General features: G+C 62.1%; 17 protein-coding genes, 1 tRNA gene and 1 pseudogene. 13 read left to right on the top strand and 6 right to left on the bottom strand.

The features are described 5' to 3' along the window. Nucleotides 1-197 precede the first annotated feature (197 nt). Both AC15MQ_RS06085 and AC15MQ_RS06080 read left to right on the top strand, forming a co-directional pair. Nucleotides 198-692: a helix-turn-helix domain-containing protein gene (locus AC15MQ_RS06085; protein ID WP_483079646.1), complete on the top strand. Its 495-nt coding sequence runs from the start codon at nt 198-200 to the stop codon at nt 690-692. Nucleotides 693-881: 189 nt separating this feature from the next. Beyond that, nucleotides 882-2066, top strand: coding sequence for an MFS transporter (locus tag AC15MQ_RS06080; RefSeq protein WP_483079645.1), 1185 nt, complete (start codon nt 882-884; stop codon nt 2064-2066). Nucleotides 2067-2144: 78 nt separating this feature from the next. On the opposite strand, the gene AC15MQ_RS06075 is transcribed toward AC15MQ_RS06080, so the two are convergent. Continuing rightward, nucleotides 2145-2372, bottom strand: a complete 228-nt coding sequence (locus tag AC15MQ_RS06075) for an FmdB family zinc ribbon protein (protein WP_483079644.1) — start codon at nt 2370-2372, stop codon at nt 2145-2147. A 207-nt stretch (nt 2373-2579) separates the two neighbouring features. Between AC15MQ_RS06075 and nifE the strand changes: the two genes are divergently transcribed. The 11 genes and pseudogenes from nifE to AC15MQ_RS06020 all read left to right on the top strand — a co-directional run bounded on the left by nifE (nt 2580) and on the right by AC15MQ_RS06020 (nt 10226). Further along, entirely contained in the window at nt 2580-4004 is a 1425-nt protein-coding gene (gene nifE / locus AC15MQ_RS06070) for a nitrogenase iron-molybdenum cofactor biosynthesis protein NifE (RefSeq protein WP_483079643.1), read from the top strand. Continuing rightward, nucleotides 3997-5404: pseudogene (nifN, locus tag AC15MQ_RS06065) on the top strand (nitrogenase iron-molybdenum cofactor biosynthesis protein NifN). Before nifE ends, nifN begins: the two are co-directional and overlap by 8 nt. A 13-nt stretch (nt 5405-5417) precedes the next feature. Continuing rightward, nucleotides 5418-5837: a NifB/NifX family molybdenum-iron cluster-binding protein gene (locus AC15MQ_RS06060; protein WP_483079642.1), complete on the top strand. Its 420-nt coding sequence runs from the start codon at nt 5418-5420 to the stop codon at nt 5835-5837. After that, a complete protein-coding gene (locus AC15MQ_RS06055; RefSeq protein ID WP_287653344.1) occupies nt 5834-5995 on the top strand; it encodes a hypothetical protein in 162 nt (53 codons plus the stop codon). The genes AC15MQ_RS06060 and AC15MQ_RS06055 overlap by 4 nt, the downstream gene beginning before the upstream one ends. Before the next feature lie 97 nt (nt 5996-6092). Beyond that, on the top strand, nt 6093-6578 hold the full coding sequence (locus AC15MQ_RS06050; RefSeq protein WP_287670860.1) for a NifX-associated nitrogen fixation protein: 486 nt from the start codon (nt 6093-6095) through the stop codon (nt 6576-6578). Between the two features lie 10 nt (nt 6579-6588). Continuing rightward, on the top strand, nt 6589-6798 hold the full coding sequence (locus AC15MQ_RS06045; protein ID WP_287653353.1) for a CCE_0567 family metalloprotein: 210 nt from the start codon (nt 6589-6591) through the stop codon (nt 6796-6798). Nucleotides 6799-6802: 4 nt separating this feature from the next. Continuing rightward, nucleotides 6803-7099: a ferredoxin III, nif-specific gene (gene fdxB / locus AC15MQ_RS06040; protein WP_287653342.1), complete on the top strand. Its 297-nt coding sequence runs from the start codon at nt 6803-6805 to the stop codon at nt 7097-7099. A gap of 196 nt (nt 7100-7295) precedes the next feature. After that, nucleotides 7296-7622, top strand: coding sequence for a HesB/IscA family protein (locus AC15MQ_RS06035; protein WP_287653341.1), 327 nt, complete (start codon nt 7296-7298; stop codon nt 7620-7622). 10 nt (nt 7623-7632) lie between these two features. Next, nucleotides 7633-8517 (top strand): Fe-S cluster assembly protein NifU, encoded by an 885-nt coding sequence (gene nifU, locus AC15MQ_RS06030; protein WP_287653339.1) that lies wholly within the window; start codon nt 7633-7635, stop codon nt 8515-8517. 26 nt (nt 8518-8543) lie between these two features. Further along, a complete protein-coding gene (gene nifS / locus AC15MQ_RS06025) occupies nt 8544-9752 on the top strand; it encodes a cysteine desulfurase NifS (protein WP_483079641.1) in 1209 nt (402 codons plus the stop codon). A gap of 398 nt (nt 9753-10150) precedes the next feature. After that, nucleotides 10151-10226, top strand: a tRNA-Thr gene (locus tag AC15MQ_RS06020). Nucleotides 10227-10348: 122 nt separating this feature from the next. Here AC15MQ_RS06020 and AC15MQ_RS06015 read toward each other — a convergent pair. The 5 genes from AC15MQ_RS06015 to AC15MQ_RS05995 form a co-directional block, all read right to left on the bottom strand. Beyond that, nucleotides 10349-10618, bottom strand: coding sequence for an HGGxSTG domain-containing protein (locus AC15MQ_RS06015; RefSeq protein ID WP_483079640.1), 270 nt, complete (start codon nt 10616-10618; stop codon nt 10349-10351). Nucleotides 10619-10913: 295 nt separating this feature from the next. Further along, complete coding sequence (locus AC15MQ_RS06010) at nt 10914-11099, bottom strand: hypothetical protein (RefSeq protein WP_483079639.1); 186 nt, start codon at nt 11097-11099, stop codon at nt 10914-10916. Nucleotides 11100-11849: 750 nt separating this feature from the next. Further along, nucleotides 11850-12518 (bottom strand): hypothetical protein, encoded by a 669-nt coding sequence (locus AC15MQ_RS06005; protein WP_483079638.1) that lies wholly within the window; start codon nt 12516-12518, stop codon nt 11850-11852. A 24-nt stretch (nt 12519-12542) separates the two neighbouring features. Then, entirely contained in the window at nt 12543-12665 is a 123-nt protein-coding gene (locus AC15MQ_RS06000; protein WP_483079637.1) for a hypothetical protein, read from the bottom strand. 18 nt (nt 12666-12683) lie between these two features. Then, on the bottom strand, nt 12684-12974 hold the full coding sequence (locus AC15MQ_RS05995; protein ID WP_483079636.1) for a hypothetical protein: 291 nt from the start codon (nt 12972-12974) through the stop codon (nt 12684-12686). Nucleotides 12975-13259: the final 285 nt, after the last annotated feature.

Here is a 13259-nt window from a genome sequence, read left to right as displayed (position 1 = left end):
GATGCAATGCCAACGGACAAACCCCAAGTTCCTTGCTGGCCGGCAAAGGCCCAAGGACTGACTGCAAATGCTACGAATGAACGATCAGCGGCATTTCCTGTTATTCTGTCGGGCAAAATCTTATGCAAGATGTTGCGAGGTGTCAACAATTTCTTGCGTTTATTGCCACATTCTTCTTTCCTTGCGATCGGTTGTCGATGTCTGCATTTCCCGTCAATGACGGAACACCCCAATACGGAACAGCCTCGGGAGTCGGGTCAGACCCGCGTCCGCTTCCGAAAGTCGAATCCAGCGCGCTGGCGGCGCGTTTGCAGGCGATCATCGGCAAGGAGTCCGTGTCGTCCTTTGCGCGCCGCTGCGGACTCGCGGAATCGGTTCTGCGGACCTATCTCAGGGACGGTCGCATGCCGCCGCTCGACAAGGCCTGCGCAATGGCAGCCGCCGCCGGTGTCTCGGTCGACTGGCTGGCCACCGGCAACGGCCCGGGCAGGGCTGCCGAAGTGCAGGCAAGCTACAGTTTGAGTGCGCCGGGTGTGGCCGCTTCCGACACGCGGCCGGTCGACACCGGTGTGCTGGAAGGCATCCTCAAGGCCGTCCTGGAAGCGCAGGATACTCACGCCCCACCAGCGTATCTGGCCGCACTGATCGCCGATCTTTACCGGCGGGCAATGGATCGGCACCTGCCGGCATAGTTCGCAGGCGGCTATTGCAGCTGTCTTGAGGTTGCACGTCGCTGCCATACCCCGGAACGGGGCACAGGCAGCTCCGAAGTACTCGACGATCTCCACTGCCGGCGCTTCGGGTCGCGGCAGATCGTCGAGATTTCCCAGTCTGTCGTCCCTGGGTCAGATGCTGTCCAATTCGGTGCCACGATTACGACCATGAACACTACTTCATCCTATTCTCGTGACTCTCGGGCTGCCTGGCTGTTGGCGGGGGTCGAGCTGTTTTTCTCCTTGAGCTGGGTGGTCTACGTCATTTTCCTGCCCGAACTGTTGCTGCGGGGTGGGGTGGATAAGCACTATCTGCCGTGGCTCCTGGCGGCCGACCAGTTGCTGTTCGCTCTGGCCGACTGGTCGATGGGTGTGGCGGTTGATCGCGCACGCGCGGCGCTGCGCAGGATCGGACCGATGCTGGTGCTGCTGTCGGCAGTTTCGGCGCTGGCCATGTTGCTGTTGCCGTGGCTGTCAGGGATGCCGATGCTCTTCCTGTTGATGACCGGCTTGTGGGTGGCAACTTCCTCGGCCCTGCGCGCGCCACCTTACGTGCTGCTTTCGCGCTATGCCGGGCGCTCCTCGGTGGCCGGTCTGGCCGGTATCCAGTTGCTTGGTCTGGCGGCGGCCTCGGCCCTGGCACCGTACCTCGGGATGCTGCTCAAAGGCGTCGATCCGGCTTTGCCGTTCCTGTTCAGCGCGCTGGCGGTCGGGCTGTCGGCGTTGGCGCTGATCTACGTCGAACGGCTGCAGCCGCCCAGTCAGCCGATCGTTGCCGACGCGCAGTCCGCCCGGGTGGGGGCGACGGGAAGGCGCGGGTGGGCCTGGTTGCTGCTCCTGGCCTTGCTGCTCGCGTTCGGGCAGCAGGTGCATACGGCGATCAACGCGGCGGCGCAGTTTCGGCGCCTGGCCGATCCGGAACTGCTCGCCTGGCTGCTGCCCGTTTTCTGGGTCGGTTTCAGCCTGGGTCTGCTGCTCGTCGATCGTCTGGTGCGCGCGCATGGCACGCTGCGGGTCCTGCAACTGGCCTGCGTGGCCGGCGCGCTGGCGCTCAGCGTCTCGGCAATTGCCGTTTCTTTGCCGCTGCTGGTGTTGAGCCAGGGGGTGGCGGGTTTCTTCTGGGGCTTTATCCTGTGCGCGTTGATTGGCTACGCCGTCGAGCGGGGACAGCCACTGCGCACTGGTCGCCATACCGGCATGCTGATGGCGACCCTGGCGGTGGCCGCGATGTCGCGCCTGGGTTTGACCGCCTCCGGGGCGGTGGCTGCAGGGTCGCTGCTGGAATGGCTGCCGGTGATCGTGTGGGGGATGGTGGCCGTGTTTCTGGTCCGGAGGGGTGCGACTTCGGAGTAGGCGCCGCCGCCGCGCGGCGGGAGCCGCAAGACCGTCACCAACCTGAAGCGATGGTACGCTCGCCGGGAATTGCCAACCTCATTTGAAGCGGCAAGCGCCAGGCCCGTCAGGGTGGCCGCAGCTCCCGCAAGGGGCAGGAAAGTCATCCGCGCCCGCAACCGAACCGCTTGGCGCGGCAAAGGCCGAAAGCTTCTTGTGCAGGTCGGTGCTGCGGCAGTCTGGACACTCCGGCGCGGGCAAGGGCTGGCGGACCAGTTTCTCGAATTCCTTGCCGCAAGCGGCACACTCGTACTCATAGATGGGCATGTTGTCTAAACTCCAGTTGTTTCGCGATTATCGTTGAAAACCACTGGCCAGTGGCTGACTCAGTGAAACCGGGCTGCGACATCGGACAGCGCAGATGTCGCAATGTCGCAAACGCGACAATCGCCGCATGGTGTGCAATATCGCGGAATCAAGCGCTTACCGGTGGCACGGCGATTGCAACAAGACCTCCAACCGAGGACTTACGCCATGAAGACAGCCGAAATCGCCGAACTGTTGAACGAGCCCGCCTGCGCGCACAACGCCAAGGAAAAGTCCGGTTGCGCACGCACCAAACCGGGCGCCACGGCAGGCGGCTGCTCCTTCGACGGAGCACAGATCGCGCTACTGCCGATTGCCGATGTCGCGCACATTGTGCATGGACCGATTGCCTGTGCCGGGGCTTCCTGGGACAACCGCGGCGCCCGCTCGTCTGGCCCGACGCTGTACCGCATCGGCATGACCACCGACCTCACCGAGCAGGACGTGATCATGGGTCGCGGCGAGAAGCGACTGTTTCTGGCGATCAAGCAGGCCATCGACGACTACTCCCCCCAGGCGGTGTTTCTCTACTCCACGTGCGTTCCGGCACTGATCGGCGACGACCTCGAAGCGGTTGCCAAAGCCGCCAGCGAGCGCTGGGGGGTGCCGGTGGTGCCCATCGACTGTGCCGGCTTCTATGGCACCAAGAACCTCGGCAATCGCATCGCCGGGGAAGCGATGTTCAAATACGTGATCGGCAGCCGCGAACCGGACCCGGTGCCGGCGACCGCGCAACGGCCAGGAATCACCGTGCACGACGTGAACCTGATTGGCGAATACAACATCGCCGGCGAGTTCTGGTACCTCGCGCCGCTGTTCGACGAACTCGGCTTGCGGATCCTGTGCACGCTCTCCGGGGACGCACGCTTTCATGAAGTGCAGACCATGCATCGGGCCCGGGCGTCGATGGTGGTCTGCGCCAAAGCGTTGCTCAATGTCGCGCGCAAACTCGAAGAATCCTTCGGTGTGCCCTATTTCGAGGGAAGCTTTTACGGGATCACCGATACTTCGCAGGCTTTCCGCGACTTCGCAGCGCTGCTCGGGGACGCCGATCTGACCGCGCGTACCGAGGCGATGATCAGCCGCGAGGAGGCGAGGATTCGCGCTGCCCTGGAGCCCTGGCGCAAGCGCCTGGCCGGCAAGCGGGTGTTGCTCTATACCGGCGGTGTCAAGAGCTGGTCGGTGGTCTCGGCTCTCCAGGATCTCGGCATGACGGTGGTCGCCACCGGCACCAACAAATCCACCGAGGAAGACAAGGCGCGCATCCGCGAGATCATGGGCGACGACGCCAGGATGATCACCGACGGTAGTCCGAAGGCACTGCTGCAGGCTTTCCGGGACCACCAGGCAGACATCCTGATTGCCGGTGGTCGCAACCTGTACACGGCACTGAAGGCGCGCATTCCTTTTCTCGACATCAACCAGGAGCGGGAATTCGGCTATGCCGGCTACGAGGGGATGCTGGAACTGGTGCGTCAGTTGACGCTGACGCTGGAGTCGCCGGTGTGGCACAAGGTGCGCGCACCCGCGCCGTGGGCCCGCCACAAGGTCGCCGGCGAAGCACTGGCCTGGCGCGGAGAAAACGATGGTTGAGATCCTCAAACGTGCCAAACCACTGGCGGTGAGTCCGCTCAAGGCCAGTCAACCGATAGGCGCCGCACTCGCTTTCCTCGGCCTGCGCCGAGCGATCCCGATGTTGCACGGCTCGCAGGGTTGCACCGCCTTCGGCAAGGTATTTCTGGTGCGCCATTTCCGCGAGCCGATTCCGCTGCAGACGACGGCCATGGATCAGGTGTCGAGCATCATGAGCGCCGACGAGAACGTCATCGCGGGCCTGCGCGTGCTCTGCGAGAAAAATTCTCCGGAAATCATCGGCCTGCCGACCACCGGCCTGTCCGAAACGCAGGGTTGCGACATCCAGCGGCTGGTGCGCGAATTCCGCGCTCGTCATCCGCAGTTCGCGGAAACCGTCGGTGGTGCCGGTGAACACGCCGGACTATGCCGGGTGTCTCGAAACCGGTTTTGCTCTCGCGGTCGAAGCGATCATTGACACGCTGGTCCCGCACACCGCCAGGTCTTCGCTGGTCGGGCGCCGCCGCAAGCAGGTCAACGTGCTCGCCTCGTCGATGCTGACGCCCGGAGACATCGAGGCCATCAAGACCTGGATCGAGGCCTTCGGCCTGCGGCCGCTGGTGCTGCCGGATATCGGTGATTCGCTCGACGGACACCTGATCGACCAGGACAGTACCCCGCTGACGCTCGGCGGAACCTCCCGAGGCGAAGTGGCAACGCTTGGCGAAGCGGCGGCCACCCTGGTCATTGGACGTTCGCTGAACCGCGCCGCGGATCTGCTCAAGTCGCGTACCGGCGTGCCGGACTTCCGTTTCGACCATCTGCTGGGCCTCGACGCCTGCGATGCCTTCACCCTGGTATTGACCGAACTCTCCGGTCAGCCGGTGACCGCCGGCATCGAGCGACAGAGGGCTCAGTTGCAGGACGCGATGGTCGACACGCATTTCATGACCGGCTTCCTGCGTGTCGGCATCGCTGCCGATCCAGATTTGCTGGTTGCGCTCGGACAGTTCCTCCATGGCGTCGGCGCCGAGGTAGTGGCTGCCGTGGCGTCAAGCCGCGCGGAGATCCTCGCCGACCTGCCCGCCGCGACGGTACGGATCGGCGATCTCGAGGATCTCGAACGCCAGGCTCTGGCCCATCGAGCCCAACTGATCGTCTCCAATTCGCACGCGGCGGCGAGCGCGGAACGCCTGCAGATTCCCTTGCTGCGCGCCGGCTTCCCGCAGTACGACTGGGTCGGGGGCTATGCACGGACCTGGGTCGGCTATCGCGGCGCACGTCAGGCCCTGTTCGACATCGCCAATCTCTTCCTGGGGAACCACCATGACACCCCTGTCCATCGATCCATATACCGGGTCAACCGCGCCGGCGATCCGCAGTTCCGGCCGACGCCTGGCTCTGGCCTGGTCCAGCACTAGGGAGGCGCCGAGCATGCTCAGGGTGGCCTTTGCCAGCAATGACCGCAGCACCGTCAACCAGCACTTCGGTGCTGCCGAAGGTTTCGCGATCTATGCCCTGGACGGCGAACGCGCGCAACTGGTCGAACTCGTCGAGTTCCCACCGGAAAGCATGGACGGCAACGAGAACCGGCTACCGGCCAAGATTGGCACGCTGACCGGCTGTGCCGCCGTGTATTGCCTTGCGGCAGGGGCATCGGCGGTGAAACAGCTGCTCGCGGCAGGCGTCCAGCCGATCCGCCTGGACGCTGAAGCAGCGATCGAAGGGCTGCTGAAGGAAATCAGTCTGGCGGTCCGCGAAGGTGGCATCGCGTGGGTCGACAAGGCCATTCGCCAACAAGCGGCCGACAACAGCCGCTTCGATCGGATGCTCGAAGAGGGCTGGGACGAATGATGCCCAGCTTCCGCGAAACAAGCGTCGGCATGACCGACACCCTTTTCGCCGTCCCGGTCCACTTTCTGTCCGGACAACTGCTCGCCGACCGCGAAGGTCACCGATATACCCGCAATGATCTCGATTGGGCCACTCTCTCCCGCTCGCGCCAGGCGTGATCTGCTTCCCTCTTACCCACCGCGCGCCGTACCTGCCCAGGAACCCTGCCAGGCTCGCTGACGCGCCTTCCAAGGCCGCATTTCCCGGAGAAACCAAATGACTGAAACCCTTGCCCCCGAATCCGCCATCGAACCCGCCAATGATCCCGTCTATGCCACTGACTTTGTCAAGGAAATGCTGCGCCAGACGCGGGCGCTCGACAGCTACGGCCAGTGGGACGGCAAACCGACATCGGCGATTCTCGCCGGCTACGTGCTGAGCAAGGAACAGAAGCGTGCGATTCCGACCATCGGTGATCCGGACGAAGTGACGCTGGCCCGTGTCAAGGCCTTCCACAACGCGATCGCGGTGTTGATCGAAAAGGAGTGCGGCCAGATGGCGGTGCCCTTCGTACAGATCACCCATGAGGGTTTTGGTCGGGCGCTGATTACCGTCGGCAAGCTGCTGGTCATGGATCGGACGCTACGCGACGTGCATCGCTTCGGCTTCGAGTCGCTGTCGAAAATGAAAACCGAAGGCGACAAGCACCTGGCGGTGGCGTTGGGCATTATCGGCAGATTCCCAGAAGTGGCCGGCATGTAAGGGGGCGATGATGACCGAAAGCGAACTCAAGGAACTCGACAGGGAAGTGAAGAAGCTGAAACGTATCGCCAGCGAGTGGGCGGCGCAACTTCACGACCTGGTGGAAGACAGGCTGCCTGCCGGTTGGCAGGAACTCCCGGAAATATCACGGGCAACGCTCGAGGCCTGTCAGGCCTGGGCGGTTGCCAACGCCCGCCTGCAGGCGGCGCAGAAAGGCTAAGAAAATGACCACGATCACCGGACGCACACGCGGTGGGGACGAGTGGATCCCACAGTTCGTCAGCTTCCTCGATCCCAGGAAGTGCATCGGTTGCGGCCGCTGCTACAAGGTCTGTCCACGCAATGTTCTCGATCTCGTCGAACGCAGTGAGCAGTTGCTCGCTGACGCGGACGACGACGATGCCGATGACGACGAAATGATGGTGATGACCATTGCCAATGGCGCAGACTGCATCGGCTGTGGCGCCTGCGGCCGCGTTTGCCCGAAGGACTGCTACACCTATGCGTCTGCCGAGGCGTGAGCTCGTCCCGCACGCCGGCGTCCGCGAGATCGGATCGGATGTCGGCGTGTCGTGTTTACGACAAAGCGCAAAATCCGGAATAATGGCCAACACCAATTGCAATTCAACGAGTTATGAGCGCTTCTCGGGGCTGGTACGAAGCTTGCACAGGGATGGTGAGAGCCGCAAACCCACCCCATCAGAAGGAGAGCGCACCATGATCACGCTGACCCCCGCCGCATCCAAGGCGATAAACCGTTTCATCAAGGCAACGGAGACTCCGGTCGCCGGTCTGCGCATCTTCGTTTCCGGTGGTGGTTGCGCCGGGCTGCAGTATGGCCTGCGCCTCGAACAGGACAAGAGCGCGGATGATCTGGAGTTCGATGTCGGCACCGGCGCCAAATTGCTGGTCGATCCGATGAGCAGTTCGATGCTCGAAGGCCTGACCGTCGACTTCGTCGACAGCCTGACCCAGACCGGATTCAAGTTCAACAATCCGAACGTGTCGGGCGCCTGCGCCTGCGGCCAATCATTTACCGGCTAAGGAGATCATCATGTGGGACTACTCCGAGAAGGTGCGCGAACACTTCTTCAACCCGAGGAACTCGGGACCTCTGGAAAACGCCAACGGTATCGGCGACTTCGGTTCCATCAAGTGCGGCGACGCGCTGCGCCTGATGCTGAAGGTCAACCCCGAAACGGAAGTCATCGACGACGCGCGCTTCCAGACCTTCGGCTGCGGCTCGGCGATCGCATCGTCGTCGGCCCTGACCGAGATCATCAAGGGCAAGACGCTCGACGAGGCCCTGCAGGTCAGCAACCAGGACATCGCCGACTATCTCGACGGTCTGCCGCCGGAAAAGATGCACTGTTCGGTGATGGGACGCGAGGCGCTGCAGGCGGCGGTCGCCAACTATCGTGGCGAGGTATGGAAAGACGATCACGAAGACGGCGATCTGGTCTGCAAGTGTTTTGCGATCGACGCCGTGATGATCGAGGATACCATTCGTGCCAACAGCCTCAGGACGCTCGAAGAGGTGGCCAACTATACGAAAGCCGGTGGCGGCTGCTCGGCCTGTCACGAGAAGATCGAGGACATCCTGATCGCGGTCAACGGCCGCCTCTATGCCAACGAGCCGAAGCCTGCCAAGGCCAGGACGGCAGCGGCCGAGGCGCCCGGCAAGCCGAAGCTGACCAATTACCAACGTATCCGCAAGATTGAAGAGACTCTTGAGGCGATCCGCCCGATGCTGCAGCGCGACCACGGTGACGTCACCCTGGTCGAGGTCGATGGCAAGAAGATCTACGTCGATCTCACCGGCGCCTGCCGGGGATGTGCCATGGAAGCCGCGACCCTCGGTGGGGTCCAGCAAAAACTCATCGAAGCCTTGGGCGAACTGGTGCAGGTACTGCCTGTCGCCGCGCTGGCGCGCGCGTAACACTCATCCGACAGGAGCAGAAGACCATGCAACCGATCTATATGGACAACAACGCCACGACGGCCTGTGATCCCGCCGTCGTGGCCGCCATGCTGCCTTTCTTTACCGAGCAGTTCGGCAATGCCTCCTCGATCCACAGTTTCGGTTCCCAGGTCGGCAAGGCGATCAAGGAAGCGCGCATCAAGGTGCAGTCACTGCTCGGCGCTGCGCACGACTCGGAAATCGTTTTCACCTCCTGTGGCACCGAGTCCGACAGCACCGCCATTCTTTCGGCGCTGAAGGCCAACCCCGAACGTCGCACGGTGATCACCACGGTCGTCGAGCATCCGGCGATCCTCACGCTGTGCACGTACCTGGAGAAGGAAAACTACGTCGTGCATCGCCTGCGTGTCGACCGCAAGGGACGCATCGACCTCGACGAATACAAGTCGCTGCTCAACGATCGCGTGGCCATCGTGTCGGCGATGTGGGCCAACAACGAAACGGGAACCCTGTTTCCGGTCGAGGAAATGGCCGAGATGGCGCACGAGAAGGGCGTCCTGTTCCACACCGACGCCGTGCAGGCCGTCGGCAAGGTCGGTATCGACCTGAAAAACACGAAGATCGACATGCTGTCGTTGTCCGGTCACAAGTTGCACGCCCCGAAAGGCATCGGCGTGTTGTACGTGCGTCGCAACACCCGCTTTCGCCCGCTGCTGCGGGGTGGCCATCAGGAACGCGGTCGCCGCGCCGGCACCGAAAACTCGGCGTCGATCGTTGGCCTGGGGGTAGCCTGCGAACTCGCCCAGCACTACATGGCAAACGAGAACACCAGCGTCAAGCGGCTGCGCGACCGGCTCGAACGCGGCATACTCGCGCGTGTCCGCAACGCCTTCATCAGTGGCGACACGCTCTATCGTCTGCCGAATACGGCGAGCATCGCCTTCGAGTACGTCGAAGGCGAAGGGATCTTGCTGCTCCTGAACCAGCAGGGAATTGCCGCATCCTCCGGATCCGCCTGCACCTCGGGTTCCCTGGAGCCATCGCATGTGATGCGGGCGATGGGTATCCCCTACACGGCGGCGCACGGCACGATCCGATTCTCGTTGTCGCGTTACAACACCGAAGCGGAAGTCGACCGGGTCATCGCCTGCGTGCCACCGATCATCGCGCAACTCAGGAAACTCTCACCCTACTGGAGCGGCGAAGGACCGGTGGCCAATCCGGAGCAAGCATTCCAGCCCGAATACGCCTAACGTACCCAGTGCCGCTGCTTGGGCGGCATGCCAAACGAAAACTCCCGGCACCAGCGGGGAGTTTTCGGTGTGGTAACAAGCGAATGGGCGATTCTCTGCACCTGCCCTTGTGGTTGCTGCAACACCTGCTGAACGAGTTGGCGGCAGAAAAACGGCCCGGAACGGGGGGGTACCGTTGCCGGGCCGGCACTACAGGTGCCTGGCGGAGGGGGTGGGGCGCCAAGCACCCAAACACATGGTCCGGTAAACGACTGACAGGATCTGTGCGGTAGCGCACATTGCGCACGCTTTCCGTCGGTAGATCTTCGCGCAATTGATTGCGAGCATCCTCCAGTATTCTCAAGCAACCAGTCTGTTGTTATAATCCTGTCCCTGCATGGGGTGACGACAGTTCCCTTGCCGCTGTAGCTCAGTCGGTAGAGCAGCGCATTCGTAATGCGAAGGTCGACAGTTCGATTCCGTCCAGCGGCACCATTAAATCAAGCACTTAGCCTCGGTCAAAAGCCGGGGCTTTTTGCTGGGGTTACGCCGGGGTTACATTTGCCGTCGCCAAGCACGCTCGCCTGACCGGAATCCTTGTCAACATTTGCCCACCTCTATGAGTCAGGTTCTTGATCTGGATTCTTCTTCGGCCTTCCGCCCATCCTGCCGTTGACTCTGGATTGCTCCTTGCCGGCTTCCGTCGTCGGCCCGGTCGAACAGCCGCCATGCCACTTGCAGCGCCCGTTGAGGTAGATAGCCGTCAGCTTGCAGGGTGTCCCCGCTTTGGTCCGTGCGCCGCATGCCAGGCCTCGCAGATCGTCGGGAAATGGTGGCGTTGCCGGTGGCGGGTAACGATAGCCGCGCTCCTGCCACTGCTGATGCACGGCTGATTGCAGTTCGTGATATTTCCGCCGGCGTCGCCGCCTGTCCGGTGTCGAGTCACTTACCGGCAGCAGCCCCTTCCTCTGTCGCCTCGCCGTGTCCGGTCGTTTGTTGCCTGATGTCCATTCGCCAATTTCCCACGCGCACGCGCCCGCACAATGTCCTCGTTTTTTGGGGTTAGCGTTATCGTGTAGTTACACGGACGGGTTCCGCCAGTACGCCGCCAAAGATTGCGAGCACCCTACCCATGGTCGGGGTGCGCCGACGAGGCGTGCGTGCCTGGTGCTTGGTCGCCGATCATCCGACGACGGGCGCTTGCTCGGGGTCGCCGGGGTCGTGCTCGTCGGGGTCGATCCGGTCGGGTTCTTCGGGTTCGTCGGGTTCGGGGTCGCCGGGGTCTATCCGGTCGGGCTCTTCGGGGTGAGGGTCTATCCGGTCGGGCTCGGGGTCGTCGGGTGTGCTCGTTTCGATGGGTAGGAACATGGGTAGCATCTCGTGGTGAAGGTTATCGGCTTGCGGTGCAAGGCGTTGGTGGGTGCAGATGGTGGGCGCCATCTCCCCAGCAAGCACGGTCAATGCGCTGTGAATGCGTTTCCCGTATGCCTGTCTGTAGGTCTTCGACAAATTGATGCGCGTCTTTATCCGCTGTTGAGTGCGGCAACTGCGTTTCCGACTCGCCGGGCAACATTGAACCAGAACAGCGATCTGGACCGACCTCGATCACGCGCACAACGAAATTTTCGTGCTCGGTTTTGTGGGTTAGCGTTATCGCGGTTCTTCCCGATCGGTTTCCAGTTGGCAAGCGCCAAAGATTCGACAGCCCCCTACCGGCCCGACGACAGCGCCACCAATGCCGCAGCAAGCCTACAGAATCGACGCACAGCGGACGATCGGCCCGCAAGCCATACAATCCCCCCCGCCAATACGGCAGCGAAACGCGCAGGAGCGTTGCCAGTCGGTGGTTGCTAATGGCATTGCGCAACGCAGCGCTAGCATATTACGCGCCAGAAATGACTTGCGCCTGCTCAACGTCAATTGGTGCTTGGTTTGGCAGGCTATGTGCTTATGATTGCCATAGGCATGGTGCGACGCGGTTTTGCTGCGCACTACACGATAGCCCGTGTAACCTACTTAATACGCTTCAACGCCGCCCCTTGCTCCCGTAACAGCCGGCTCAGTTCCCGCAACTGATCGCGCCATCCGCCCTTGAATCCGCGCATGGCCGACCGCGCCTTACCCGCTTCCGTCTTCGGCCCGGTGGATTTCTCCCACGGTCGCCATTGCCGGATCAATTCGGCCCGCAAGGCCCTGTGCTCTGGCGTTCGGAAGTAGCTCATGGTTGCCCCCTGATAGTTGGGTTTGCTGGCTTTCGTTTTCCAGCGCGCGTGAGGTGACCGCGGTACCGTTGTTGATTTGCTGCGGCCCGGTGGTGACGTTCGCCTGTTTGGCAAAGACGAGGGGCGGGTTCTTGATCGCCGCCAGCGTTTCCAGAGTCGCCCGGCACTGGGACTGCGCCCGTAGCGCCATCTTCAGATTTGTCTCGAATGCCGGGATCTGGTCGCAGCCCATGCCGCGCTCGAGCAGCCGAGAAAACAGGCTTTGCAGCGTCGTCGCCTGATTCATCAACATGGCCTCGGTCAGCGCCAGGTCACCGCCATTGACCACCGCCGCCTGGTTGCGTAGACAGTTGATAAGCTCCGGCGTGTCGAGATACTTGCCGAACCCACCTTTTCCTTCAACCGCCTGTATTGCTCGCGATGCCGCTAGCGCCGGAGAGGCAACCAACTGTGCGATTTTGGTCCGCGAATCTTCCAGTGATGTAAAGGTCAGGTCCACATTTTTTCTGGCTTCGTTTACGTCAGGAGTCGCCGGATTCTTCTGTACTCTGGTTGCCATCATCATTTCCTTTGGTTGCCGTACAAAGTCTCACATGGCCGGTGAAGCGGGCAGGGCGACCAGGGTGACGCGTTTGCGGCCGGCCCTTCGGGTTGCCGGACTAGCCAGGCTTCCAGCCGGGTGCAGATTACCGGCTTTCGTCGTTTCACTCATTCAGTACCTCGACAGTGTTTATTCAGTCATGAGCTTTCTTGTAACGTTCACGAAACCATACCGCCGGCCGATTTCAGACCAGGCACGCTGTGCCGAAAGGCGAGCGGATTCTGACGCTTCGACGCGCCCAAGATTCGCCAGTAATGCCCGCAGCGGTGCCCCCTCTTCATCACCGACGGCGTCTATGGTCGCCCGCTTGTCCCGCATCCGCTGGGCGCGCTTGCGCTCGCTGTCACTCATCGGCCGCAAGCCCTTGGGCGGCCTTCCTCGTTTAGTGACTGTCACAACTTTGCCGCTCATCGTGCTCATTTATATTACGTGACAGTCACAATAATACCAGACGAAGCCCTATTGGGTACGCGGTACCTCGCTGCAGGTCTGTTGTCGTCGCCAATGTGGCACTGGCCGGAATAAGCCTCGGTAAAGCGGCCGCTCAGAGTCTCGCGCCATATAAGGAACACTGCCAAGGCGTAATGGCGCTGCACGGCATCCGGGTCTGGACAGTTCGATGGCAACAGTCCAAAACGGCAACAAGAAATTCAGCAGAGTGCCAGAGTGGGAACTGACACACTAGACACAGTAAGGGTCGAAGGA

Source organism: Candidatus Accumulibacter propinquus (assembly GCF_056856495.1).
Note: the sequence above shows the minus strand (reverse complement) of the source record. Positions and strands in the feature narration are given on the sequence as shown.